Source organism: Lentzea roselyniae (assembly GCF_039537795.1).
GTDB lineage: Bacteria > Actinomycetota > Actinomycetes > Mycobacteriales > Pseudonocardiaceae > Lentzea > Lentzea atacamensis.
Genome location: NZ_BAABBE010000039.1, coordinates 41,103 through 65,706, shown reverse-complemented (window position 1 = coordinate 65,706; position 24,604 = coordinate 41,103). Strand labels below are relative to the sequence as shown.

Here is a 24,604-nt window from a genome sequence, read left to right as displayed (position 1 = left end):
ATCGCTCCAGACGGAATATGTCTGGCAATCTGGTAAAACTACTCAAAGGAATACTCCTGACGAGGAGTATTCATATTACTGACTGTGTTATCGGCACGCTGTTGAGTTCTCAAAGAACACGCGCTCATCGTCACGACCCGCCAGATGGCGACTCGATCCGAGGCTGTGTCGTACATAAGCTTTTGGTTTGAAACTTCCGACGCCCTTGGCCTCTGAGCTCAGACGAGCTACCGGCTGGGTCTTCATCGTTTCCAGTCACCCACTCTACCACAGTCCGTGGAAGCTTGGTTCGTGACCCCTGCCGCACTCCGTTCCGGTGTTCCCGGCCCGTTCCGCGCTGGCAGAGAGAAAGTTACACGCACGCCAACTCGGGGTCAAATCGGGGGCAACCTGGTCACCCACGGTTAAGAAACCGCAGGTCAGCAGCCCCATACAGGACCCACGAACAAGCTATCGCAGCCCCGATGCCGTGCATAGTGTGACCGCCGTCACATCGAGAAAGATCGAAGGCCGCCGGCCCCAGGTGGGACCGACGGCCTTCGTGAGCCTGAACCCGCAGGTCAGAGCTCCACGTGCACGCCCGCGTTGTTGCGCTTGCCGCGACGGAGCACCAGCCACTTGCCGTGGAGGAGGTCGGACGAGGCCGGCTTCCACTCCTCGTCGGTCACCTTCGCGTTGTTCACGTAGGCACCGCCCTCCTTGACCGTGCGCCGCGCGGAACCCCGGCTGTCCGCCAGCCCGGACGCCACCAGCAGGTCGACGATGGTGGGCTCGTCGGCCAGCCGCACGTCGCCCCGAGGAGCCTCGGCCAGCGCCGCTTCGAGCACCGACGCGTCGAGATCGCGCAGCTCGCCCCGGCCGAACAGGGCGGACGACGCCAGGATGACCTGCTGCGTCGCGCGCTCTCCGTGCACCAGGTCCGTGAACTCCTGCGCGAGACGCTTCTGCGCGGAACGCAGGTGCGGAGCCTCCGCCGTCTGCTTCTCCAGCTCGTCCAGCTCCTCACGCGTGAGGAACGTGAACAGGCGCAGGTAGTTCAGCACCGTGACGTCGTCGACGTTCACGAAGTACTGGTACCAGGCGTACGGCGAGGTCATCTCCGGGTCGAGCCACACGCGCCCGCCCCCGGTGGACTTGCCGAATTTGCGTCCTTCGGCGTCCGTGACCAGCGGCGCCGTCAGGGCGTGCACCTGCTTGCCCTCGACCCGGCGCACCAGGTCGACACCGCTCACGATGTTGCCCCACTGGTCGGAGCCGCCGATCTGCAGCGCCGTCCCGTACCTGCGGTTGAGCTCGACGTAGTCGTTTGACTGCAGCAGCACGTAGCTGAACTCGGTGTACGACATGCCGTCGGTCTCGAGCCGCCGCTTCACGGTCTCCCGCGACAGCATCACGTTGACCGAGAAGTGCTTGCCCACGTCGCGCAGGAACTCCAGCGCGCTGACCTGGCCGGTCCAGTTCAGGTTGTTCTCGACGATCGCACCCGTGGGCGAGTCGTCGAAGTGCACGAACCGCTCCAGCTGGCCGCGGATCCGGTCGGCCCACTCGGCGACGGTGTCCAGCGAGTTGAGCGTGCGCTCACCGGTGTCGCGCGGGTCGCCGATCATGCCCGTCGCGCCGCCCGCCAGCACGATCGGCCGGTGGCCCGCCATCTGGAAGCGCTTGAGCATGAGCAGCGGGACCAGGTTGCCGGCGTGCAGCGACGGCGCCGTCGGGTCGAAACCGCAATAGAGGGTGAGCGGGCCGGCGTCCAGGTCCTTCCGGAGTGCGTCGAGGTCGGTGGACGTCGCGATCAGGCCGCGCCAGGACAGTTCGTCAAGGATGTGCTCGCTCACGTCGCCATTGTCGCCTACCAGGTCGAACGGGTTTCCACCCGGTGCTCGGACGGGTAACCGGCGGGCATGACGGAGCCACGTGACGAATTGCGGCGGCCCACCGAGCGCATGCCGCGCGTGAACGAACCAGTCGTGGAGGAGGTCGTCGAACGCGACGACACCTACCGCAAGGCACGGACGGTGTACACCGTCTGCGCTGTCATCGACATCGTGTGTTGGACGTTCGCCATCGTGCTGTTGGTGCACATCTTCCTGGTGGTGGCGGACGCGAACGCAGCGAACGGGTTCTTCCAGTTCGTCTCCGGCTGGGCGAGCGGGATCACCCTCGGCCTGGACGGCCTCTTCTCGCCGGCCAGCCCGAAGGTCGCGGTGCTCCTCAACGAGGGCCTGGCCGCAGTTCTGTGGCTGCTCATCGGTGCGTTGCTGACGAACCTGATCACGCGCCTGGCGCTGCCGGTCGACCACCGGCGGGCCTGGTACCGCAGGACTACTCCTGTCCGCTGACCACCCGCTGCGGTAGCGCCACGCCCAGGCTCTCGGCCCAGTCGAGGGCCTGGGCGTCCACGCTGCCGAGCCGCAGGCGTCCTCCGCTCGACGGGCTGGATCACAACGAGTTCAGGCACCGGACCTTCACGTCGTTCTCGGCCGATCCTGTCGAGGGCCGTAACTTGGACCGGTGGCCGAGTACGAGTTCGACGTCGCCCCGTCGTTCGCCGAGGAGGACCGCGATCGGGTGCTGCCGATCGTCCAGCGCCTGAAGGAGCTGGGCGTCGAGGTCTTCTACGACAAGGACCGCGAGGTCGAGATGTGGGGGCGCGACCGCGTCGAGTACTTCTCCGAGACGTTCAGTCATCGGGCGAGGTTCGTGCTGCTGTTCAGCTCCCAGCACTACGTGTCGAAGTGGACGCGTCTTCAGAGCCGTGCCGCCATGGCGCGCGCGTTGGAGGAACACACCGAGTACGTGCTGCCGATCCGTATCGACGACACGCCCGTGCCAGGGCTTTTGCCCACCATCGCGTACCTCGACCTGCGCAAGCACGACGAGGAGGTCATCGCACAGGCCGTCGTGGAGAAGCTGGCGCAACACCGTGCGTCGTTCACTCCTACTACGCCGATCACTCCGCAGTCCGTGGCGGCGCTCGTGCGGGAGAAGCCGCGCGGGTGGGAGTACCTGCTCTACGTGACCGTTGTGTCGCAAGGACTTGCGGAGCTGGAGTCGAAGTACCGGGAGCACTTCCTCCGGTACGCGCCGCGCAACGGTGCCGTCGAGCACGGCACCGGGATCGACCTGATCCGCGACCGCAACGTGCTGCTGAGCGAGATCATCAAGGTCGCGGTGGACACCGTGTTCACGGGCGAGACGCAGGAGGCCGCGTTCGGGGCGCCTGGCGAGGCCGGGGACCCGGAGCGGATCGTGCACCTCGGTGAGCTGTTCGTGCGGACGTTCGACGAGATCCTGGAGTGGGCTCGGGGAATCCACGGGACGAGTTACGCGCACGAGCAGGCGCGGATCGCGGCTCGGGTGCAGGCGCGGTTCGCGGATCAGCAGCTGCTGGCGATGCACGGGGTGGCGCAGGATCTGCGTCAGGTGGCGGACACGCTGGTCGAGCGGTTGACGGCCGGGGAGCCGATCAACATCACCGTGCCGCTGGTGTTCAGCGTGGATCCGGAGCTGGAGGACGAGTTCCGGCAGGCACTTGACCGGTTGTCGGGCTGACGCGGCAGAATGCCGGGAGTGCCGGACTACGAGTTCGACGTCGCCCCGTCGTTCGCGGGTGAGGATCGCGCAAAGGTGTTGCCGATCGTGCGACGGCTCGAGGAGCTCGGCGTACGGGTGTTCTACGACGAGGACCACACCGCCAAGCTGTGGGGTTCGAACCTGGTCGACCAGCTGCCGGAGATCTACGGCAAGCGCGCCAGGTATGTCCTGATGTTCGCGTCGAAGCACTACGTCGCCAAGAAGTGGACCAACGTCGAGCGCCAGGCAGCCCAGGCACGGGCGCTGGAGGAGGCCGGGGAGTACCTGCTCCCGATCAGGCTCGACGAGACCGAGGTGCCGGGGCTTCCGTCGACCGTGGCGTACCTGGACCTGCGCCGCCACAGCGTCGAGGAGATCGCGCAGACGTTCGTGCAGAAGCTGGCGCTGGCACAGCACAAGCCCGCGTTCACCGGTCCGGCGCTGGTCACGGCGGAAGCCGTCGCGGCGCTCCTGGACGACAGGCCACGCGGCTGGGAGTACCTCCTGTACATCGGCGTGGTGTCGCGGGGGTTGCGGGAGCTGGATGACAAGTACCGCGAGCACTTTCTGCGGTACGCGCCGAGAAACGGCAGGGTCGAGCACGGCAGCGGGATCGAGCTGATCCGGGACCGGAACGTCCAGCTGAGCGAGATCATCAAGGTCGCGATCGAAACGCGTTTCGCGACGAGCGTCCAGGAAGCGGCGTTCGGAGCTCCTGGAGTGGACGGCGACTCGCAGCGGATCATCCACTTCGGCAAGCTGTTCGTGCAGACCTTCGACGAGATCCTGGAATGGGCCCGGGCGATCCACGGCACCAGTTATGCCCTGGAGCAGGCACGGATCGCGGCCAGGGTGCAGGCGCGGTTCGCCGACCGGCAGTTGCTGGCGATGCGGGCGGTCGTGGAGGACCTGCGGAAGGTGGCGGGCACTTTGGCCGAACGGGTGACCATTGGCGAGAAGATCAGCACCAGCCCGCAGGACCACCTGCAAGACTTCGACATCAACATGCCGCTGGTGTTCGAAGTGGATCCGGAGCTGGAGGACGAGTTCCGGCAGGCACTTGACCGGCTGTCAGGCTGAGTTGCGGCGCTTGCCGCCCCGCTTGTAGGTCGACACGGCCGGAGAGTCGATCCAGAACCGCCACGGCACGTCCATCGCCACGGCCACACCGACACGGGGCCCCGAACGGACCGAAGCCGCCGGCTCCCCCGCGTACAACCGCACCGGCGAGTCGGCAGAGGTCAGGTCCAGGCCGTTGGACGAACGGTCCAGCCCGAGAACCTTGCACAGCCGCGCGGGTCCCTTGGCGAGCTCCGCGGCCGAGCGCGAGGCCGGGCGACGCGAGAACGCGACGTCCTCACCGGACACCACCTCGCCGGCACGCAGCAGCACGGCACCGGGCACGCCGTCGACCAGGGATACGACGTTGGCGCAGAAGTGCATGCCGTAGACGAAGTAGACGTAGAGGTGGCCGGCCGGGCCGAACATCACCTCGTTGCGCGGGGTTTTGCCGCGGTAGCAGTGGGAGGCCGGGTCGTCGCCGCCGCGGTAGGCCTCCACCTCGACGATGCGCACGCGCACGTCGCCCGCTTCCAGGAAAGAGCCGAGGAGGAGCTGGGCCGCGTCGACCGGGTCGACGGCCAGCTCCTCCCTGGTCAGCAGCCTAGAACTCACGCGCCGCCGCAGCCTTGGCCACCAGTGCGTCCAGCTGCTCGCGGACCCGCGAAGGAGCCGTGCCGCCGTGCGCGTTGCGAGAGGCGATCGAACCCTCGACCGTCAGCACCGAGCGGACCTCGGGGGTCAGTGCGGGCGAGATGGCGAGGAACTCGTCGTCGGTCAGCTCTTCCAGGCCCACGCCACGGGACTCCGCGGCGCGCACGCAGGCACCGGCGGCCTCGTGTGCCACGCGGAACGGAACGCCTTGGCGCACAAGCCATTCCGCGATGTCGGTCGCGAGGGTGAAACCCGCAGGAGCCAGCGAGGCCATGCGCTCGACGTCGAAGCGCAGAGTCGCGACCATGCCCGCGAACGCCGGGAGCAGCAGCTCCAGCTGCTCGACCGAGTCGAACAGCGGTTCCTTGTCCTCCTGCAGGTCGCGGTTGTAGGCCAGCGGCTGGGCCTTCAACGTCGCGAGGAGGCCTGCCAGGTTGCCGATCAGGCGGCCCGACTTGCCGCGCGCGAGTTCGGCGACGTCCGGGTTCTTCTTCTGCGGCATGATCGAGCTGCCGGTGGACCAGGCGTCGTCCAGGACCGCGAAGCGGAACTCGGCGGTGGTCCAGATGATGACCTCTTCCGCGATGCGCGAGAGGTTCACGCTGATCATGGCCAGCACGAACGCGATCTCGGCGGCGAAGTCGCGGGAGGCGGTGCCGTCGATGGAGTTCTCGACCGGGGCGTAGAAGCCGAGGTCGGCGGCCACCTTGGCGGGGTCCAGCCCCAGAGACGAACCGGCCAGGGCGCCCGAGCCGTACGGGGAGAACGCCGCGCGCTTGTCCCAGTCGTGCAGGCGGTCGACGTCGCGGAGCAGGGCGTGCGCATGGGCCAGCAGGTGGTGCGACAGCAGGACGGGCTGCGCGGACTGCAGGTGCGTGCGGCCCGGCATCACGGCGCCGAAGTTCGTCTCGGACTGCGCTGCGAGCGCGTCCACGACGTCCAGCACGCCGGCGGCGACGCGGCGGGCGCCGTCACGGAGCCACATGCGGAACAGGGTGGCGACCTGGTCGTTGCGGGAACGGCCGGCGCGCAGCTTGCCGCCCAGTTCGGTGCCCGCGCGGTCGATCAGGCCGCGCTCCAGCGCCGTGTGGACGTCCTCGTCCTCCAGTACCGGGGTGAAGGCGCCGGACTCGACGTCGGCGAGCAACTCGTCCAGAGCCTTCTGCATGCCGGCCAGCTCTTCGTCCGTCAGCAGGCCCGCCGCGTGCAGCACACGGGCGTGCGCGCGCGAACCGGCGATGTCGTACGGCGCCAGCCGCCAGTCGAAGTGCGTCGACAGCGACAGGCGAGCCATCGCCTCGGCCGGTCCCGACTCGAACCGGCCACCCCACAAAGAACTCATTGCACGCAACTCTCAGCTAGCGAAGTCGTAAAGAGATTCTTCCGAACGGCACACGAGGCCCACCACGCGGCCCTCGTGCAGCGAGATGTCGACCTCGCCGGAACCGGGGCCCAAAGCGGCCCTGGCCACCCGCAACGCGACGGATCCGAGGCTCGAGCGGATCACGCCCGCGCGGAAGTTCAGCTCGCGGACCGCCTCGGGCACGGTCATGGTCTCCCCGTCCACCGCCACGGGTACACCGGCGTCGAACGTCAGCACGGCGTGCACCGGCTCATTCATCGACGGAACCCGAGGCCAGCGCGGTGATCCGGTCGGCGAGCTCGGCACCCGTCATCGGCTCGCGGGCCACGACCAGGATCGTGTCGTCGCCCGCGATCGTGCCGACGACCTCGTGCAACGCGGCGCGGTCCAGCGCCGACGCGAGGAACTGCGCGGCTCCCGGCGGAGTGCGCAGAACGGCGAGGTTGCCGGAGAAGTCGGTCGAGACCAGCAGCTCGCCCAGCACGCGCACGAGCCGCGTGGTGCCGCCCTGCACGCCCCGCACCGGGCTGCCGTCCTCCGGGATCACGTAGACCGGCGCACCGCCGTCAGGGCCGCGCAGCTTCACGGCGCCCAGCTCGTCCAGGTCGCGCGACAACGTCGCCTGCGTGACCTCGATGCCTTCCGCCGCAAGGAGTTTCGCGAGCTCCGACTGGCTGCGGACGGCACGCTGCGACACCATCTCGACGATGCGGCCCTGACGCGCGGTGCGGGTCATGACGACTGCTCCAGCAACCACACGAGCAACGCCTTTTGCGCGTGCAGGCGGTTTTCGGCTTCCTGCCACACCAGCGACTGCGGGCCGTCGAGCACCTCGTCGGTGATCTCCCAGCCGCGGTGCGCCGGCAGGCAGTGCAGCACCGTCGAGTCGGGCTTTCCTGTCGCCTCCAGCAACGAGGTGTTCACCTGGTACGGGCGGAACGGGCCGACGCGGTCCTTGCCGTCGTTCTCCTGGCCCATCGACGTCCACGTGTCGGTGACCAGCACGTCCGCGCCGTCGACCGACTCGCGAGGGTCGCTGATCAACGACACCGAACCGCCGGTCTCGGCGGCACGCTTCTTGGCGTCCTCCAGGAACTCCGGGTTCGGCACGAACGAAGCCGGTGCGCCGATGCGCACGTGCATGCCCGCCGTGGCACCACCCAGCAGCAGCGAGTGCGACATGTTGTTGGCGCCGTCGCCCAGGTACGTCAGCGTCAGACCGGCGAGCCGGCCGTAACGGCGCCGAATCGTCTGCAGATCCGCGAGCACCTGGCACGGGTGGAACTCGTCGGTCAGCGCGTTCACCACGGGAATCCGCGAGACGCTGGCCATCGCCTCGATGCGCGCCTGGGCGAACGTCCGCCACACCACGGCGTCGACGTACCCGGACAGGATTCGCGACGTGTCCTCGATCGTCTCCTCGCGGCCGAGCTGCATCGAGCGGCCGTCGATGATCACCGGGTTGCCGCCGAGCTGGGCGATGCCGACCTCGAACGACAACCGGGTGCGGGTCGAGTTCTTCTCGAAGATCACCGCGACGGACTTGGGGCCCGCCAGCGGCTTCGCGGTGAACCGGTCCGCCTTGTAGGTGTCCGCGAGGTCGAGGACGGCGGACTGCTCGTCCGTCGTCAGGTCGTCGTCGCGCAGGAAGTGCCGCAAAGTCACTGCTGCTCCTCAAAGAAGGTCGGCAGCGCGGCCACGAAGGACTGCGCGTCGGATTCGTCCAGGATCAGCGGCGGCGCCAGGCGGATGACGTCGGGCTGGATCGGGTTGATCAGGTAGCCGGCCTTCTGCGCGGCCGCCGCGGCCTTCGCCGAGACCGCCTCGCGCAGCATGATGCCGAGCAGCAGGCCGGCTCCCCGCACTCCGGAGATCGCCGGGTGGTGCAGTGCCTCCACGCCGGCCGCGATCTCCTTGCCCACGGACGAGGCGTGCTCCAGCAGGCCTTCCGCGGCGATCGTGTCGAGCACCGCGAGGGCGGCCGCGCAGCACACGGGGTTGCCGCCGAACGTGGTGCCGTGCTGCCCCGGCTGGAACAGGTCGGCCGCCGCGCCGAACCCGATGGTCGCGCCGAGCGGCAGGCCACCGCCGATGCCCTTGGCCAGCGTGATCACGTCCGGCACGATCCCGGCCTGCTGGAACGCGAACCACGTGCCGACACGGCCGATGCCGGTCTGCACCTCGTCCAGGATCAGCAACGCGCCGTGCTCGGACGTGATCCGGCGCGCCTCCTGCAGGTAGCCCTCCGGCGGTATGACAACGCCCTGCTCGCCCTGGATCGGCTCGACGATGAACGCCGCCGTGTTGTCGTCGATCGCCGCTTCCAGCGCCGCCACGTCACCGAACGGGACGTGCGAGACGCCGGGCACCAGCGGCTCGAACGGCGTGCGCTTCGCGGGCTGGCCGGTCAGCGACAACGCGCCCATCGTGCGGCCGTGGAAGCCGCCGAGCGTCGCCACGACCTTGGTGCGGCCGGTGCGGCGCGACATCTTCAGCGCCGCCTCGTTGGCCTCGGCGCCGGAGTTGCAGAAGAACACCTTGCCCGGCTCGCCCGCGAGGTGCAGCAGGCGCTCGGCGAGCTGCAGCGCGGGCTCGTTGACGTAGAGGTTCGAGGAATGACCGAGCTTGCTGATCTGCGTGGTCACCGCCTCGACGATCTTCGGGTGCGCGTGCCCGAGCACGTTCACCGCGATGCCGCTCAGCAGATCGAGGTAGCGGTTGCCGCCGGTGTCCCAGACGTGGGCGCCCTCGCCGCGTTCCAGCGCGAGCTGAGGCGTGCCGTAGTTGTCCATCATGGACTCTTGCCACCGCGTGGTCACTTGTCCCCCAACACCATCGTGCCCACACCCGAGGAGGTGAAGACTTCCAGCAACACCGAGTGGGCCAGCCGCCCGTCGATCACGTGCGCCTGCGGAACCCCGCCGCGCACCGCGCGCAGGCAGGCCTCCATCTTCGGCACCATGCCGCTTTCCAGGTCCGGCAACATCTTCTCGAGCTCGGACGCGCGAACCTGGTTCAGCAACGACGACTTGTCCGGCCAGTTCGCGTAGAGACCCTCGACGTCGGTCAGCACGACGAGCTTCTCCGCGCCCAGAGCGACCGCGAGAGCACCCGCCGCCGTGTCCGCGTTCACGTTGTGCGGCACGCCGTCGACGTCCGGCGCGACCGACGACACGACCGGGATGCGGCCCGCACGCACGATGTCGAGCACCGCGTCCGGGTTGACCTCGGTGATGTCGCCGACGAGACCGATGTCGACCTCTTCGCCGTCCACCAGCGCACCGCGCCGCGTGGCCGTGAACAGGTGCGCGTCCTCACCGGAAATGCCGACCGCGTAAGGACCGTGCTGGTTGATCAGGCCGACGAGCTCACGCCCGACCTGACCGACCAGGACCATCCGCACGACGTCCATGGCTTCCGGGGCCGTGACGCGCAGACCGCCGCGGAACTCGCTGTGGATGCCGAGCCGGTCCAGCATCGACTTGATCTGCGGGCCACCGCCGTGCACGACGACCGGGCGCAGGCCGCAAAGCCGCAGGAACACCATGTCTTCGGCGAACGCCTTCTTCAGCTCGTCGTCGACCATGGCGTTGCCGCCGTACTTGACGACCACCAGGGCGCCGCGGAACCGCTGCAACCACGGCAGTGCCTCGACGAGGACCGCCGCCTTCTCTTGTGCGTTCATGAGGAGTAAGCGCTGTTCTCTTCGACGTAGTCGTGGGACAGGTCCGTGGTCAGCACGGTGGCCTCGGCGCCACCGACGTTGAGGTCGATGACGATCTCGATCTCGCGGCCGCTCAGGTCCGCCTCGGAGCGGTCGCGGTCGCGCGTCCCGTTGCGGTACAGCGACACCCCGTTGATCAGGATCTGCAGCACGTCCGGGTCGATCTGGGCGTCCGCGCGGCCCAGCGCCATCGCGATGCGGCCCCAGTTCGGGTCGCTGCCGAACAACGCGGTCTTGACGAGGTTGTCCTCGGCGATCGTCCGTCCGATGTGGACGGCCTCGGCCTCGGTGGCGGCCTGCTTGACGGTGATGCTGATTTCCTTCGTCACACCCTCGGCGTCGCCCTGGAGCTGCTTGACCAGGTCGGCGGAGACCTCGGTGAGCAGAGCCACGAAGTCCTCGAACGACGGCTCGACACCCGAAGCGCCGGAAGCCAAAACCAGCACGGTGTCGTTGGTGGACGTGCCGCCGTCGACGTCGAGGCGGTCGAACGTGCGGCCCGTCGCGGTGCGCAGCGCCTGGTCGAGCTGGTCACCGGAGATCTTGGCGTCGGTGGTGATGACCGACAGCATCGTGGCCATGTTCGGCGCGAGCATGCCCGCGCCCTTCACGAACCCGCCGACGGACCAGCCCTGCACGGAGGCCTTCCACGACTGCTTGGGGTGCTTGTCCGTGGTCATCACGGCGGTGGCGGCGTTCAGACCTGCCTCGACCGAGGAGGCCAGTTCCTTGGCGGCCGTTTCGACACCGCTCAGCACGTTCTCCATCGGCAGCCGCTCACCGATCAGACCGGTGGAGCACACCGCGACGTCGACCGCGCCGGTGCCGAGCACCTCGGCGACCTTCTCGGCGGTGGCGTGCGTGTCCTGGAAGCCCTCGGGACCGGTGCACGCGTTGGCGCCGCCGGAGTTCAGAACGACCGCGGTGAGGCGTCGCGACTGGATCACCTGCTGCGACCAGAGCACCGGCGCGGCCTTCACCTTGTTCGTGGTGAAGACTCCGGCAGCGGCGTCGGAGGGCCCGTCGTTGACGACGAGCGCGAGGTCGAGCGCGCCGGTCTGCTTGATCCCGGCGGCGATCCCGGCGGCACGGAAGCCCTGGGGTCCGGTGACGCCCTTGTTGCGGTTCACGGAGCGACTCCAACGGTCGAGAGGCCGGTCGTTTCCGGCAGTCCGAGAGCGAGGTTCATGCACTGGACAGCGGCACCCGCGGTGCCCTTGGCCAGGTTGTCGACGGCGGCCACCACCACGAGCCGGTTCAGGTCCTCGTCGACGGTGACTTGCATCTGGACGGCGTTCGAGCCGAGAACGGCGTTCGTCGTCGGCCAGAAGCCTTCGGGCAGAACGTGGACGAACGGCTCGTTCGCGTACGCCTTCTCGTAGGCCTCGCGTACACCGGTGACGTCCTTGAGCTGCGCACTGCAGGTCGCGAGGATGCCGCGCGACATCGGCGCCAGCACCGGCGTGAAGCTGACCTTGATCGGCCTGCCCGCGGCGGCGCTCAGGTTCTGGCTGATCTCCGGCGTGTGCCGGTGGGCGCCACCGACGCCGTACGCGCTGGCCGAGCCCATGACCTCGGAGCCGAGCAGGTTCGGCTTCAGCGACTTGCCGGCGCCCGACGTGCCGGACACCGCGACGACGACGACCTCGTCCTCGATCAGGTCCACGGCCGGGGCCAGGGCCAGTGACGACACCGTCGGGTAGCAGCCGGGAACCGCGACGCGGCGCGCACCGACGAGCCTGTCCCGCTGGCCGGGAAGCTCGGGCAGCCCGTACGGCCAGGTGCCCGCGTGTTCGCCGCCGTACCACCGCTGCCAGTCGTCGGCGCTGGTCAGCCGGTGGTCGGCACCGCAGTCGATCACCACGGTGTCGTCGCCGAGTTGCTCGGCCAGTTCGGCTGAGTGACCGTGGGGCAGTGCGAGGAACACCACGTCGTGACCCTTGAGGGTCTCGGCTGTGGTGTCTTGCAGCTGTCGGTCCGCGAGCGGCAGGAGGTGCGGCTGGTGCCTGAGCAGCTTGTCACCGGCGCTGCTGTTGGCGGTCAGCGCGCCGATCTCGATGTCCGGATGAGCCAGTAGCAGGCGGAGCAGCTCGCCACCCGCGTACCCGCTGGCGCCCGCGACCGCGATCCTCACTGTCATGCGCATGATTATGCACGGCCATGCAAACTCACTCAACCGAGTATGGCCACCTGTCCACCCGATCGAGGCCACCTGGCGCTGTGGCCCCCGGTGCGGGTCGACCATGATGATCAGCGTGAACGTGAGGGTGCGCGACGGGCTGTGGACGGCAGTCGCCTTCCTGTTGGCGCTGGTGGCGCTGCTGGCACCGCTCGGCAGGCCGGTCCAGTGGTGGCTGGTGGTGGCCTCCGCGGTGTGGGCCGCGGCGCTCGTGCCGATCAGCGCGCGGTGGCCGCGGTGGGCGATTTTGCTCACCACTCCCCTGCACGCGGTGAACAACCTGCTCGCGATCGCCCCGACCTCGCTCGTGATCTTCCGGTCCGCCAGGTCCATCCGCTCGCAGCCGCAGTTGTGGGCGCTGGTGGGTGCCACCGCGGTGCTGCAGGCCGCGTTCGGTGCCCTGCACGCGTGGCGCGCAGGGGACAGCCTGTTCGAGTACCTGCTCGGCACCGCGTTCACCGTCGTGTTCCTGCTGGTCTTCCCAGCTGTGGCCGGTGCGCTCGTCGGGCGGCGCAAGCCGTTGACGCAGGTGCTGATGGAACGCAACGACTACTTGGAACACACGCGTGTGTTGACCGCGAGCACCGCGAGGTCGGACACGCGCGCGCACATCGCGAGCGAGATGCACGACATGCTCAGCCACCGGCTCCGGCAACTGACCGCGCACGCGGACGCGCTCGAGCAGTCCGCCGCCGAGCACGCCCCTGAGCTGCGGGAACAGGTCGAGTTGATCCGCAAGACGTCCGCGGTCGCGATGGACGAGCTGCGCGAGATCCTCGGCGTGCTCGGAACGTCCACCGACGCCGATGAGGACGCCGGCACGCGCGCGGACGTCGAACGGCTCGTCGCAGCGTCAGCCGCGGCGGGCGTGTCCGTCGCCTTGGACTGGTCAGGTCCTGATCTGGCCGACGCCGACGCACGCGTTCGCAGGGCCGTGCATCGGGTCGTGCGCGAAGCACTCACGAACGTCCACAAGCACGCGCCGTCGGCACGGACCCGCGTCTCGGTGCAGGTCGGCGAACGCGTGCGGGTCGAGGTCGTCAATGGTCCGAGTGGCGAGCCCAGGGGTGGTGGCACACGTCGCGGTCTCATCGGGCTGGAGGAACGGGTCGCGCTGATCGGCGGGTCGTTCGGCGCCGGTCCCGTCCACGGCGGGTTCCGGGTGACGGCCGACCTCCCGGCGCATCCGGTGGTGCAGGAGGAATCGGGTGCGGCGGGTGCCGTCGCGGAGGCGCCGCCGCCGATCACCGCCGAGGTGCTGACCGTGCCGCGGGTGATCGGCAGCGGCTGTCTCGGCACGCTCGCCGTCGTCCCGGCGCTCGGCACGGTGCTCGTCCTGCTGATCGTCGCGCTCTTCAGCCGTGCCGAGATGACCAGGCAGGAGTTCGACGCGTTCCAGGTGTCGGTCACGCAGGAGGACGACGTCACCGAGACACACGGCTTCGGCGTGCCGTCGGACAACACGGGGTGCTACCGCTACCACGTGCGCGACGACGCAAGCCGCGACTTCGAGCTCTGCTTCGACCGCAAAGCCGTTCTGATCACGAAGAGGGAGCTGGCCCGGTGAGGTTCGTCTGGCCGTCACTGGCGTTCCTGGTCGGCCTGGTGCCGCTGATCGCTCCGCTGGCACCCGTCCCGCACCCGTTGCTGACGATCGCCACGGCCGCGTGGATCGCGGTTCTCGTGTGGCTCGCCCCGCGCAAACCGGAGTGGGCGCTGCTGCTCACCGCACCACTGTTCGCGGTCAACAACCTCTGGGCGCAGGCCGCCACCGTGTTCGTGGTCTTCACCGCGGCCCGGCGGGTCCCGCGGCTCGGGCGGCTGTGGGCGCTGCTCGGGCTGGCGACGGTGCTGCAGAGCGCGTTCAGCCTGCTGCAGGAGAGCTACCGGAGCATGCCGCTCTGGGAGGCGGTGGCCGGAGCGGCGATCAGCGCGGTGTTCTTCGTGCTCTTCCCCGCCGTGTCGGGGATGCTCCTCGGCCGCCGCAAGCCGATGGTCCGGCTGCTGCAGGAACGCAACGACTACCTGGAGCGGGCTCGCGCGCTGACCGCCGCGTCTGCCAGGTCAGAGGAACGCGCGCACATAGCGGGCGAGATGCACGACATGCTCGGGCACCGGCTCAGCCTGATCTCGATCCACGCCGGGGCGCTGGAGCTGGCGACCGCCAGGAAGGCCCCGCAGTTGCACGAGCAGGCGGAGCTGATCCGCACCACCTCGTCGCTCGCGATGGCGGAGCTGCGCGAGATCCTCGGCGTGCTGCGGACCAACCCCGAACCCGAGTCGCTCGACGAGGACACCGGCACGCGGACCGACATCGAGAGCCTGGTCGCCGGCTCGGTTGCCGCCGGGATCACGGTGACACTCGACTGGACGGGCGACGACCTGCACGGCGCCGATCCGCGCACCCGCCGCGCGGTGCACCGGGTGGTCCGCGAAGCGCTGACGAACGTCCACAAGCACGCCCCTGAGGCCCGCACGCGGGTGCAGGTCGCGGTCCAGGGTGGACGGGCGCGCATCCAGGTGCTGAACGGGCCGTCCGCGACGGCACCCGGCAAGGGCACCCGGCGCGGTCTGATCGGACTGGAGGAACGAGTCGGCCTGCTCGGCGGCTCGTTCAGCGCGGGCCCGCCGGCCGAGGGCGGGTTCCGGGTGGCGGCGGACGTGCCGCTGCACCCGGCGGCCCAGGCGCAGTCCGCGGCCGAGGTCGCGGAGGTGCCGCCGCCGCTCGCGGCCGAGGTGCTGACCGTGCCGCGGGTGCTGGGCGGCGGGTGCCTCGGGCTTCTCGCGCTGCTGCCGATCGCCGGGGCGCTCATCGTGCTGCTGCTCTTCGCGTTGCTCAACCCGACGCTGATGAACGCGCCGTACTTCGACTCGCTGCGGGTGGGCGTCACCACCGAGCAGGAGGTCATGGACCAGTTCGGCGTCGGCCAGCTCGGGGTGGACGGGTGCTCGCGGTTCCGGACGTCGCACAACGCGGAGCTGTACTACAAACTCTGCTTCCGGAACGGCAGACTGGCCTCGAAGGAGCAGGAACGCCCGTAGTCTGACCCGCGTGATCCGAGTCCTCATCGCCGACGACGAGACGCTCATGCGTGCCGGAATCCGGCTGATCCTCGAGAACGATCCGGAGATCACGGTCGTGGCCGAGGCCGGCGACGGCAGACAAGCCGTCGAGCTCGCCCTCAAGCACTCCGTCGACGTCGCGTTGCTCGACATCCGCATGCCCGGCGGCGACGGGCTCAAAGCCGCCGAGAAGATCGCGTCGAGCACGAACGTCGTCATGCTCACGACGTTCGGCGAGGACTCCTACGTGGCGCAGGCGCTGAAGGTCGGCGCGACCGGCTTCCTGCTCAAGGACACGCCGCCCCAGGAGCTGATCAACGCTGTCCGCAAGGCCGCGAACGGCGACCCGATCCTCGCACCGCAGATCACCAGGCGCCTGATCGAGAAGCACCTCGCCGCGCCCGACGACAGCGGCGCGGCCCGCCGCAAGATCGACACGCTCACCGAGACCGAGCGCAACGTGCTCAAGCTCGTCGGCGAAGGACTGTCCAACACCGAGATCGGCGAGCAGCTCTTCATGGCGACCGGCACGGTGAAGGCGCACATCAGCCGGATCCTGCCCAAGCTGGAGTGCGCCAACCGCGTGCAGGCCGCCATCGTGGCCCACGACGCCGGGCTCACCCGGTCGTGAAGCGGTCCAGGGCGCGGATCTTGTTGGTGGCGTCCAGGGCGGCGACCTTGTACGCCTCGGACAGCGTCGGGTAGTTGAAGACCGTGTCGACGAGGTAGTCGACCGTGCCACCGCAGCCCATCACGGCCTGACCGATGTGCACCAGGTCCGTGGCGCCCGTGCCGAACACGTGCACGCCGAGGATCTTCCGGTCCACAGTGGACACCAGCAGCTTCAGCATGCCGTACGCGTCGCCGACGATCTGGCCGCGCGCGAGCTCGCGGTAGCGGGAGATGCCGACCTCGTACGGAACCGCGGACGACGTCAGCTCCGCTTCCGTAGCGCCGCAGTAGGAGATCTCCGGAATCGTGTAGATGCCGATGGGCTGCAACGCGGTCAGCTCGTGCGCCGCCTCGCCGAACGCGTGGTACGCGGCCAGGCGGCCCTGGTCCATCGACGTCGCGGCCAGCGCCGGGAAGCCGATCACGTCACCGACGGCGTAGATGTGCTCGACCGGCGTGCGGTAGTGCTCGTCGACGGCCAGCCGGCCGCGGCGGTCGGCTTCCAGACCGGCGGCGGCGAGGTCCAGCTTGTCCGTGCAGCCCTGACGGCCGGCGGAGTACATGACCGCGGCGGCCGGGATGCGCTTGCCGGACGCCAGGGTCGTGATGGTGCCGCCGTCGGACACCTCGACGTTCACGACCTTCTCGTCGAACCGGAACGTGACCGCGAGGTCGCGCAGGTGGAACTTCAGCGACTCCACGATCTCCGGGTCGCAGAACTCCAGCATCCGCTCGCGCTGCTCGACGACCGTGACACGGGTGCCGAGCGCGGCGAACATCGACGCGTACTCGATGCCGATCACGCCCGCGCCGACCACGACCAGCGACGTCGGGATCTCGGTGAGGGCGAAGACCTCGTCGGAGTCGAGGATCCGCTCCTCGTCGAAGTCCACGATGGACGGACGGGCGGGCGTCGTGCCGGTCGCGATGACGATGTACTCGCCGGTGATCCTGGTGTGGTCGCCGCGATGGCTTCCTTCCACCGCAACGGTGTGCGGGTCGACGAAGCGCCCGAAGCCGTTCAGCAGATCGATGCCGTTGCGGTGCAGCTGCGCGCGCACGACCTGGACCTCGCGGCCGATCACGTGCTTCGTGCGGGCCATCAGGTCGGTGATCGTGATGTCGTGCTTGACCCGGTAGCTCGCGCCGTACAGCTCGCGCTGGCTCATGCCCGTCAGGTACATGACGGCTTCCCGCAGCGTCTTGGACGGGATGGTGCCCGTGTTCGCACAGACGCCGCCGACCATCTCCTGCTTGTCGATGACGGCCACTCGCTTGCCCAGTTTCGCACCCGCGATCGCCGCCTTCTGGCCACCAGGGCCAGAGCCGATGACGATCAGGTCGTAGTCGTACGGCGTCATGGTCAGCAGCCTACTAAGACGGATCCGATTCCACCCCCGAAAGAAATATGAACCCTGCGGCTACAAGCGCCGTTCGTGGGGCCATGACCGAACTACGCACCTTCCGTCTGCCCGAGACCGTCACCGGTTCGGACGACGACGTCGAACTCGGCCGCCAGTTGATCGCAGCCTGGCAGGCCGACGGGATTCTGCAGATCGCGACGGACGCGGTGCAGGACCGGAAGACCGAGGCCGCCATGGCGGCCAGCAGGCGGTTCTTCCACGGGTTGTCACTCGAGGAGAAGTCACGGTTGGTCAGCGACCTGACCTACGCCGGTTACATCGCGTCCGGCGAGGAGGTCACCGACGGCATCGCGGACTACTCGGAGATCTTCACCGTCTGCAAGGACGTTCCGCCCGACGACTCACGTGTCGTCGGCAAATGGCCGTGTCACGGGCCGGTGCCGTGGCCGGACGACAGCTACCGCGACACCATGCGGGAGTTCATGGCGATGCTCGGCGACTCCGGCGAACGCCTCCTGAAGCTCACCGCACTGGGCTTCGGGCTCGACATCGACACCTTCACCCGGCTCACCGCCGACGGCTGGCACCACATGCGAGTGCTGAGATTCCCACCGAGATCGGAGGCGGTCGACCGCGGCATCGGCGCCCACACCGACTACGGAATGCTCGTCCTGGCCGCGCAGGACGACGTCGGCGGCCTCCACGTCCGGCCGCCGATCGAGGGCGAGGAACGGCCCCGCAACTGGCTGCCCGACGAGTCGGCGGCCGGGTGCTTCCAGGACGCGGAGGGCTGGACCTTCGTCGAACCGGTCCAGCACGTCTTCACCGTCTTCCCCGGTGACATCCTGCAGTTCCTGACCGGCGGCCGGCTGCTGTCCACACCGCACAAGGTCCTGCTGAACACGCGCGAGCGGTTCACCATGGCGTACTTCCACGAACCGAACTTCGAAGCCGTCGTGCGCCCGTTGGACGACCCTCACGGCGACGACGTGATCCACTACGGAACGCACTTCACCAGCATGTTCATGCGCTGCTATCCCGACCGCGTCACCACGCGGCGGATCCTCGACGAGGACCGGCTGACCGTGCTCAGCGAACTCCGGTCCGGGCTTCGCCACTCCTGAACGGCAGCAGGTCGAGCAGGCGGGCCGTGGCGCGGTACTCCGCGACACGGTCCGCGAACGGCCGCTGCACCAGCCTGCGCACGGTGTCCTTCGACAACCGCTCGTAGGCCGGAACCGTGTCGTTGCTGAGGAAGTCCCACCGCGCTTCCCGGTCCGCGTAGTTGAACGCGGGCAGCGGGCCGCCGAACAGCGGCCGGTACTGCGCGGGCGTCTTCCCGCCAGGCACCGGCATCGGACCGGCTACGGTGATCGCGTACGTGACGATCTCGCCGGGAGGCAGCAACCGTGCGCGCATCCGGTCGAACTGTTCGGGGATCACCAGGTTCTGCTCGCGCGACGAGAACTCCATGACGGCCTGCGCCGGATCCGCCCACGCGGCGGTCGTCCCGGCGTCGATGATCCCCGCGTCGCGCATCTCCTCCACTGCCTTGATGCCACCGTGCAGGTAGGCGGCGTGCATCGCGCCGAGGTCCATGAAGATGTGCTTCTGCATGGACATCAGCATCGACGAGAAGAACCGCAGCTCCGGCAGCGTGCCGAGGTCGAGCATGCCGGCGGCGAACGCGGGCGCGCCGATGTTCGCGAACCCCATCCACCGCAACGTGTCCGGGTGCTGCAGGTAGAGCCGCGCGTAGAAGTCGTAGACGGCGAAGATGACCGCGCGGTTGGCCTCCGCGGGACGCTGCGGGTCCCAGGCGGACAGGTCGACCCCGGCGTCCTCGGCGGCGCGGACGATCCAGTAGTGCCACAGCAACGCCTTGAACCTGGCCGGCGGGATGCCCTTGGCGCGATGGCGGTTCAGCGCGGCCTCGAGCGTGGCCCTGTCGTACGGCAGGTCGGGGTGGACGCCACCCCGCTGTTCACCGTTCCCGTTGGACAGCGGCAGATCCAGGTAGTCCACCGTGTCCGCCTTGGTGGCACCCATGCTGGTGAGCACGAGCGCCGCCACAACCATGAGCACACGCATGAATGCAAATGGTAGTGGCCAGCAGCGGCGTTTCCGTTCACAGTCGCACGCGGCAAGTGATTCGAGACCACTTTCGGACGGCGATGCGGCCAACGATCTCAACGCCCTACTCCTTCTGCCTATACCGTTCAGGCGTGGATTCGTTCGTCGAGGCGGTCCGGACAGGACTGCGAGAGCTGGCAGATCCGGTGAAAGCCCCGGAGATGCAGGCGTACATGAAGTCCGAGATGCCGTTTCTGGGCGTGCAGAAACCGGGACGGGTCGCGTTGCTCAAATCACTTCCCCGGATCGACTCGCGAGACGAGTGGCTCGACGCCGTGCGGACGTTGTGGCGGGAGGCGACGTACAGGGAGGAGCGGTACGTGGCCCTCGCGTTGAGCGGGGACCGCCGCTTCCAGTCGGTCGAGCTGCTGCCGTGGTTCGACGAGATGATCGTGACCGGGGCGTGGTGGGACTACGTCGACGAGATCGCGTCGAAGCGGATCGGGCCGTTGCTGCGGTCTTCGCCCGATGTCGTGCGGCCGCTGATGCTGAAGTGGTCGGTGGACGCGGACCGGTGGCGGCGGCGGACGTCGATCATCTGCCAGCTCGGGTTCAAGGGCGCGACCGACGTGGAGCTGCTGACCGCGTGCGTCGACGCCAACGTGGAAGACCCCGACTTCTTCCTGCGCAAGGGGATCGGGTGGGCGCTGCGGGAGTTCGCCAAGACCGAGCCCGGCTGGGTGCGGGCGTTCGTCGAGGCGCGGCCGGGGCTGTCGCCGTTGTCACGGCGCGAGGCCCTGAAGCACCTTTAGAGTTGATCTCATGGAGGGCAAGCACGTAAGGCTGGAACCGCTGTCGCTGGACCACGCCGAGGAGTTGTTCGAGGTCACGCGTGACCCGGCCATCTGGACCTGGTTGCTGTCCGGCCAACCGCGCGACGTCGGCGACATGCGGTCGTGGATCGCGGAGGCGCTGGAGCAACGGGAGGCCTTCGCGCAGATCGAGGTCGCTTCGGGACGCGTCGTCGGCACTACGTCGTTCTACGAGGTGGTGCCGGCGCATCGCAGGCTGGTCATCGGTTTCACGATCGTCGGCAGCGAGTGGCAGGGCACGGCGATCAACCCGGAGGCCAAGCTGCTGTTGCTGTCCGAGGCGTTCGACGTGCGCGGCACGCTGCGGGTCGCCTGGTACACGGACGCCCAGAACGTGCGGTCGCAGCGGGCGATCGAGAAGCTCGGCGCCGTGCGGGACGGGGTGCTGCGCGCCCACATGACGCGGCCGGACGGAACTCAGCGGGACACGGTCGTCTATTCGATGGTGGCCTCGGAATGGCCGGCTGCGCGCGAGCGGCTGACTAGCCGTGTTTCGCGCGACCCGAGTAGGTGAGCGGGAAGACCAGCTCGGCGCACGCGGCCGGCACGTCCTTCGCGACCTGGACCTTCATGACGACCTCGACCGCTCCCCCGGCCGGGATCTCCACGATGTCCTTCAGCGGCACCACGGTCAGCACGCCGGCCGGGCACCCGGCCACGCGCTGCTGGGTGGCGTCGAGCGGCTGACCGGGCACCGCGGACAGGCTCTCGACGATGATGTCGACGGGGTTCGGGTTGGACAGCCGCACCTTGCGCTCGCCCTCGGCTCCCGGGGTGAGTTCCACGGCCGCGCCGGAGATGTCGTTGATTTCGAACGGCTTCAGCTGCTGCATTCCGGACTCGCCACTGCTCACGGAGTACGCCATGGCCGGCAACTGCTGCTCGGGCCACGTCAGGTGCATGGCCGCCACGACGGCCGCGCCGAGCATGAGAATCGTCAACGACACGGCGATCTCAAGGCGCGGACCCAGACTACGCATGGCGCAACTCTCCAGAGTTGTTGCTCCAGGCGGTGGGTTCGCCTCTAGCTCCCCACCGGACCGGCGACCAGACTCGCCCGGTGGTTCATCGCTTCGCCCCTCGGCCCAGCGGGCCGCGTCGCCAATCTTGGAGAAGCTTCACGTACTGCGCAAGCGTCTGACGGGCGCCGATTTCCCCTTGTAATGCGGGACCTTTGGCACCTTGACAGCTACGCAGGGCTACCACCTGCTGATTTGATCCCAAATCCCGATTTCCGGGACTCGACCGATCGAGCGAACTTTACGGACAATCCATCTGGCTGTACGTCGTGGTCCAGCTGCCGACCTTCGCTTCACGCCGGTTCCCTGTTGCCACAATACTGTGTACGTATCGGCGCCCGGCACCGGCTGCCACGTCACGTCGGCTTGCCGGGGACAGAAGACGTGATCACCGGCGAGTTCGGCAGCGTGATCGTGACGGTCTCTCCTGCGGAACACAGGTCAGAGCCCTGATGACGCGGAGAGGCCCGAGATCCTCAGAGAATCTCGGGCCTCACCCGGAGTAACCGCTCAGGCGCGGAGGGCCGCACCCAAACGCTCGCCGGCGGCCGCGACGGCCGCATCGCGAGCACTCGTCGCTTCTTCCACCGTCAGCGTGCGGTCCGGCGCGCGGAAGCGCAAGGAGTACGCGAGCGACTTCTTGCCCTCGCCCACCTGCTCGCCCGTGTAGACGTCGAACAGGCGGATGTCCTCCAGCAGATCGCCCGCTGACGCGCCGAGCACCTCGGACACCGACTGCACCGGCACGGACGCGTCGACGACGAGCGCGACGTCCAGCAGCACCGGCGGGTACGGCGACACCGTCGGCGCCGGGCGGTGGTCGTCCAGCGGCAGGGCGTCGAGGTCGAGCTCGAACGCCACGGTGCGCTTGGGCAGGCCCAGCGCCTCGACCACCTTCGGGTGCAGCTCGCCGGCGTGGCCCACGGGCCAGTCGCCGACGCGCAGCTCCGCACAACGGCCGGGGTGCCACGGCAGCAGGTCCGAAGCCACGACGCGCAACGTCACGCCGTACGCCTGCCCGACGCGCCGGGCCGCCTCGACGGCGTCCGACCACTCGGCCATGCGGCCCTTGCCCCACCAGCCGGCGAGCTCGCGGTGACCCGTGAGCACACCCGCGACGTGCAGCGGCTGCTGCGGCAGAGCGGCGAGCATCGAGGCCACCTCGGCCTCGGTCGGGCGGCGGTCGACACCCAGCGCGGGCACCGGAACCTGTTGCGCGCGCGGCAAAGTCACCTGCGCGATGTTGTACAGCGCGACGTCGCGGGCACCGCGGGCCAGGTTGCGCTGGAGGGTCTCCAGCAGGCCGGGCAGCAGCGTGGTGGCGAGGACGTTCTTGTCCGCCTCCAACGGGTTCAGCACACCGACCGTGTTGCGACGGACGTCGTCTGACGACAGACCGAACGCGTCGAACACCGACGGGTCGATGAACGGGAACGGCTTCACCTCGACGAAACCGTCCTCGGCCAGCGTGCGCCACACCGTGCGGCGGCGGCGCTGCTGCTCGGTCAGGCCACGACCGGCGGGAGCGGGCGGCAGCGTGGACGGGATCGTGTCGTAACCCTCCAGCCGCAGCACCTCCTCGACCAGGTCGGCGGGCTGCACGAGGTCGGCACGCCACGTCGGCGGCACAGCCGTGACGATCGTCTGGCCGTCGTCGGACGTGGTCACCGCGACCTGGCAGCCGATCTGGCCCAGGCGGCGAGCCGTGACGCCACGCGCGTAGCGGACACCGGCGACGCGGTCCGGCAGGTCGATCGGCATCGACACCGGCTCGGGCAGCGCGGGCACGCCCACGTCGGTGCGACCTGGCTTGATCTGGCCCTCGGCGTAGTGGTTGAGCAGCTTCGCGGCCCGCTCCAGCGCCACGGGTGCCAGTGCCGGGTCGACGGTGCGCTCGAAGCGCTTGGCGGCCTCGGACGGCAGCTTGTGGCGGCGGACCGTGCGCGCGATGGACGCCGGGTCCCAGTTCGCGGCCTCCAGCAGGATGTCCGACGAGTTGTCGCGGACCTCCGTGGACGCACCACCCATGACACCGGCGAGCGAGATCACGCCGGAGTCGTCGGCGATCACGATGTCGTCCGGGTCGAGCGCGCGCACCGCGTCGTCCAGCGTCGTCAGCTTCTCGCCGGCTGCGGCACGCCGGACGGTCAGCGCGCCGGACAGGGCGGCCGCGTCGAACGCGTGCAGCGGCTGGCCCAGTTCGAGCATCACGTAGTTCGTGACGTCGACCGGCAGCGAGATTGAACGCATGCCGGCGAGCATCAGGCGGCGGCGCATCCACCACGGCGTGGGCGCGGTGGGGTCGACACCGGTGACCCGGCGCGCGACGAACCGCGAGCAGCCGGTGCGGTCCTCGATGTGGACGGGCCACACCTCGCCCTCGGCCTCGGGGATCTCGACGACACCGGGGTCGCCGAACGGCACGTCGAGCGCGCAGGCGATCTCGCGGGCCAGGCCGCGGACCGAGAACGCGTAGCCGCGGTCGGGGGTCGGCGCGACCTCGATGACCGTGTCGCCCAGGCCGAGCAGCTCCAGCGCGTCGTCGCCGGGCTGCGCGGTGCCGGTGGGCAGCACGAGGATGCCGGAGTGGTCGTCGCCGATGCCGAGCTCGTCCGCGGCGCAGATCATGCCCTGCGACACGCGGCCGTACGTCTTGCGCTCGGCGATCGTGAAGTCGCCGGGCAGGACTGCGCCGGGCAGCGCGACGACGACCGAGTCGCCCTCGACGAAGTTCGTGGCGCCGCAGATGATGTTGTTGACCTGCTCGGGGCCGACCTCGACCCGGCAGTAGCGGATCGGCTTCTTGAACTCGGTGAGCTCCTCGATCTCGACGACGCGACCGGCGACGATCGGGCCGGTCACGGGACCGAGCGGGCTCACCTCCTCGACCTCGATGCCGATGCGCGTGAACGCCTCGGCGAGCTCGTCGGGCGTGGGGACTTCGTCGAAACCGATGTGTTCGACCAGCCAGCTGACCGGGATGCGCACC

The 24,604-nt window shown here is 69.0% G+C and carries 23 protein-coding genes; 9 read left to right on the top strand and 14 right to left on the bottom strand.

The window, feature by feature from the left end; all coding sequences use genetic code 11:
- Positions 1-560: 560 nt before the first annotated feature.
- Positions 561-1,835: a tyrosine--tRNA ligase gene (gene tyrS / locus ABFX45_RS40580; protein WP_109640885.1), complete on the bottom strand. Its 1,275-nt coding sequence runs from the start codon at positions 1,833-1,835 to the stop codon at positions 561-563.
- A 66-nt stretch (positions 1,836-1,901) separates the two neighbouring features.
- Between tyrS and ABFX45_RS40575 the strand changes: the two genes are divergently transcribed.
- The 3 genes from ABFX45_RS40575 (at position 1,902) to ABFX45_RS40565 (ending at position 4,653) form a co-directional block, all read left to right on the top strand.
- Positions 1,902-2,339, top strand: coding sequence for a hypothetical protein (locus ABFX45_RS40575; RefSeq protein ID WP_109640886.1), 438 nt, complete (start codon positions 1,902-1,904; stop codon positions 2,337-2,339).
- A gap of 172 nt (positions 2,340-2,511) precedes the next feature.
- A complete protein-coding gene (locus ABFX45_RS40570) occupies positions 2,512-3,552 on the top strand; it encodes a toll/interleukin-1 receptor domain-containing protein (RefSeq protein WP_346136147.1) in 1,041 nt (346 codons plus the stop codon).
- A gap of 18 nt (positions 3,553-3,570) precedes the next feature.
- Entirely contained in the window at positions 3,571-4,653 is a 1,083-nt protein-coding gene (locus tag ABFX45_RS40565; protein ID WP_346136145.1) for a toll/interleukin-1 receptor domain-containing protein, read from the top strand.
- On the opposite strand, the gene ABFX45_RS40560 is transcribed toward ABFX45_RS40565, so the two are convergent.
- Genes ABFX45_RS40560 through argC form a run of 9 tightly spaced genes read right to left on the bottom strand, consistent with a single transcriptional unit; the run spans position 4,645 to position 12,513 of the window.
- Positions 4,645-5,247, bottom strand: a complete 603-nt coding sequence (locus ABFX45_RS40560) for a DNA-3-methyladenine glycosylase (protein WP_233442452.1) — start codon at positions 5,245-5,247, stop codon at positions 4,645-4,647. The two genes, ABFX45_RS40565 and ABFX45_RS40560, sit on opposite strands and share 9 nt — an antisense overlap.
- Positions 5,237-6,628 (bottom strand): argininosuccinate lyase, encoded by a 1,392-nt coding sequence (argH, locus tag ABFX45_RS40555; protein WP_112230118.1) that lies wholly within the window; start codon positions 6,626-6,628, stop codon positions 5,237-5,239. The genes ABFX45_RS40560 and argH overlap by 11 nt, the downstream gene beginning before the upstream one ends.
- 12 nt (positions 6,629-6,640) lie before the next feature.
- Positions 6,641-6,907 carry an argininosuccinate synthase gene (locus tag ABFX45_RS40550; RefSeq protein ID WP_211337672.1) on the bottom strand — a complete coding sequence of 89 codons (267 nt, stop codon included), beginning with the start codon at positions 6,905-6,907 and terminating at the stop codon, positions 6,641-6,643.
- A complete protein-coding gene (locus tag ABFX45_RS40545; RefSeq protein WP_109640889.1) occupies positions 6,900-7,385 on the bottom strand; it encodes an arginine repressor in 486 nt (161 codons plus the stop codon). Before ABFX45_RS40545 ends, ABFX45_RS40550 begins: the two co-directional genes overlap by 8 nt.
- On the bottom strand, positions 7,382-8,314 hold the full coding sequence (gene argF / locus ABFX45_RS40540; protein ID WP_346136142.1) for an ornithine carbamoyltransferase: 933 nt from the start codon (positions 8,312-8,314) through the stop codon (positions 7,382-7,384). The genes ABFX45_RS40545 and argF overlap by 4 nt, the downstream gene beginning before the upstream one ends.
- Positions 8,311-9,444, bottom strand: a complete 1,134-nt coding sequence (locus ABFX45_RS40535; protein WP_346136154.1) for an acetylornithine transaminase — start codon at positions 9,442-9,444, stop codon at positions 8,311-8,313. Before ABFX45_RS40535 ends, argF begins: the two co-directional genes overlap by 4 nt.
- Before the next feature lie 20 nt (positions 9,445-9,464).
- Positions 9,465-10,334: an acetylglutamate kinase gene (gene argB / locus ABFX45_RS40530; protein WP_346136140.1), complete on the bottom strand. Its 870-nt coding sequence runs from the start codon at positions 10,332-10,334 to the stop codon at positions 9,465-9,467.
- Complete coding sequence (argJ, locus tag ABFX45_RS40525; protein WP_112230122.1) at positions 10,331-11,503, bottom strand: bifunctional glutamate N-acetyltransferase/amino-acid acetyltransferase ArgJ; 1,173 nt, start codon at positions 11,501-11,503, stop codon at positions 10,331-10,333. Before argJ ends, argB begins: the two co-directional genes overlap by 4 nt.
- On the bottom strand, positions 11,500-12,513 hold the full coding sequence (gene argC / locus ABFX45_RS40520; RefSeq protein ID WP_109641059.1) for an N-acetyl-gamma-glutamyl-phosphate reductase: 1,014 nt from the start codon (positions 12,511-12,513) through the stop codon (positions 11,500-11,502). The genes argJ and argC overlap by 4 nt, the downstream gene beginning before the upstream one ends.
- Before the next feature lie 115 nt (positions 12,514-12,628).
- Here argC and ABFX45_RS40515 point away from each other — a divergent pair, with 115 nt between their 5' ends.
- From ABFX45_RS40515 to ABFX45_RS40505, 3 genes are read left to right on the top strand one after another with little or no spacing between them, the layout of a single operon-like run.
- Complete coding sequence (locus tag ABFX45_RS40515) at positions 12,629-14,119, top strand: sensor histidine kinase (RefSeq protein WP_346136138.1); 1,491 nt, start codon at positions 12,629-12,631, stop codon at positions 14,117-14,119.
- Positions 14,116-15,594, top strand: a complete 1,479-nt coding sequence (locus tag ABFX45_RS40510) for a sensor histidine kinase (protein ID WP_346136136.1) — start codon at positions 14,116-14,118, stop codon at positions 15,592-15,594. The genes ABFX45_RS40515 and ABFX45_RS40510 overlap by 4 nt, the downstream gene beginning before the upstream one ends.
- 10 nt (positions 15,595-15,604) lie before the next feature.
- Entirely contained in the window at positions 15,605-16,246 is a 642-nt protein-coding gene (locus ABFX45_RS40505; RefSeq protein WP_112230128.1) for a response regulator, read from the top strand.
- Here ABFX45_RS40505 and sthA read toward each other — a convergent pair.
- Entirely contained in the window at positions 16,233-17,648 is a 1,416-nt protein-coding gene (gene sthA / locus ABFX45_RS40500; protein ID WP_109640896.1) for a Si-specific NAD(P)(+) transhydrogenase, read from the bottom strand. The genes ABFX45_RS40505 and sthA overlap by 14 nt on opposite strands.
- 83 nt (positions 17,649-17,731) lie before the next feature.
- Between sthA and ABFX45_RS40495 the strand changes: the two genes are divergently transcribed.
- Positions 17,732-18,775, top strand: a complete 1,044-nt coding sequence (locus ABFX45_RS40495; protein WP_346136133.1) for a 2OG-Fe(II) oxygenase family protein — start codon at positions 17,732-17,734, stop codon at positions 18,773-18,775.
- Here ABFX45_RS40495 and ABFX45_RS40490 read toward each other — a convergent pair.
- The gene (locus ABFX45_RS40490; RefSeq protein WP_112230132.1) at positions 18,741-19,742 is read right to left on the bottom strand and encodes a hypothetical protein; all 1,002 of its coding nucleotides are present in this window, start codon (positions 19,740-19,742) and stop codon (positions 18,741-18,743) included. The genes ABFX45_RS40495 and ABFX45_RS40490 overlap by 35 nt on opposite strands.
- A gap of 83 nt (positions 19,743-19,825) precedes the next feature.
- On the opposite strand from ABFX45_RS40490, the gene ABFX45_RS40485 reads away from it, so the two are divergent.
- The gene (locus ABFX45_RS40485; RefSeq protein ID WP_233440143.1) at positions 19,826-20,536 is read left to right on the top strand and encodes a DNA alkylation repair protein; all 711 of its coding nucleotides are present in this window, start codon (positions 19,826-19,828) and stop codon (positions 20,534-20,536) included.
- A gap of 10 nt (positions 20,537-20,546) precedes the next feature.
- Positions 20,547-21,110 (top strand): GNAT family N-acetyltransferase, encoded by a 564-nt coding sequence (locus ABFX45_RS40480; RefSeq protein WP_112230134.1) that lies wholly within the window; start codon positions 20,547-20,549, stop codon positions 21,108-21,110.
- Here the strand turns inward: ABFX45_RS40480 and ABFX45_RS40475 are convergent.
- Positions 21,079-21,576 (bottom strand): hypothetical protein, encoded by a 498-nt coding sequence (locus tag ABFX45_RS40475; protein WP_109640901.1) that lies wholly within the window; start codon positions 21,574-21,576, stop codon positions 21,079-21,081. The genes ABFX45_RS40480 and ABFX45_RS40475 overlap by 32 nt on opposite strands.
- Before the next feature lie 549 nt (positions 21,577-22,125).
- A complete protein-coding gene (gene pheT, locus ABFX45_RS40470) occupies positions 22,126-24,603 on the bottom strand; it encodes a phenylalanine--tRNA ligase subunit beta (RefSeq protein ID WP_109640902.1) in 2,478 nt (825 codons plus the stop codon).
- Position 24,604 lies beyond the last annotated feature (1 nt).

Coding starts and splice junctions, on each gene's coding strand:
- ABFX45_RS40575 (WP_109640886.1), top strand. CDS start 1,902: ATGACGGAGCCACGTGACGAATTGCGGCGGCCCACCGAGCGCATGCCG.
- argH (WP_112230118.1), bottom strand. CDS start 6,628: ATGAGTTCTTTGTGGGGTGGCCGGTTCGAGTCGGGACCGGCCGAGGCG.
- ABFX45_RS40550 (WP_211337672.1), bottom strand. CDS start 6,907: ATGAATGAGCCGGTGCACGCCGTGCTGACGTTCGACGCCGGTGTACCC.
- ABFX45_RS40545 (WP_109640889.1), bottom strand. CDS start 7,385: ATGACCCGCACCGCGCGTCAGGGCCGCATCGTCGAGATGGTGTCGCAG.
- ABFX45_RS40535 (WP_346136154.1), bottom strand. CDS start 9,444: ATGATGGACAACTACGGCACGCCTCAGCTCGCGCTGGAACGCGGCGAG.
- argB (WP_346136140.1), bottom strand. CDS start 10,334: ATGAACGCACAAGAGAAGGCGGCGGTCCTCGTCGAGGCACTGCCGTGG.
- argC (WP_109641059.1), bottom strand. CDS start 12,513: ATGACAGTGAGGATCGCGGTCGCGGGCGCCAGCGGGTACGCGGGTGGC.
- sthA (WP_109640896.1), bottom strand. CDS start 17,648: ATGACGCCGTACGACTACGACCTGATCGTCATCGGCTCTGGCCCTGGT.
- ABFX45_RS40495 (WP_346136133.1), top strand. CDS start 17,732: ATGACCGAACTACGCACCTTCCGTCTGCCCGAGACCGTCACCGGTTCG.
- ABFX45_RS40490 (WP_112230132.1), bottom strand. CDS start 19,742: ATGCGTGTGCTCATGGTTGTGGCGGCGCTCGTGCTCACCAGCATGGGT.
- ABFX45_RS40485 (WP_233440143.1), top strand. CDS start 19,826: ATGCGGCCAACGATCTCAACGCCCTACTCCTTCTGCCTATACCGTTCA.
- ABFX45_RS40480 (WP_112230134.1), top strand. CDS start 20,547: ATGGAGGGCAAGCACGTAAGGCTGGAACCGCTGTCGCTGGACCACGCC.
- ABFX45_RS40475 (WP_109640901.1), bottom strand. CDS start 21,576: ATGCGTAGTCTGGGTCCGCGCCTTGAGATCGCCGTGTCGTTGACGATT.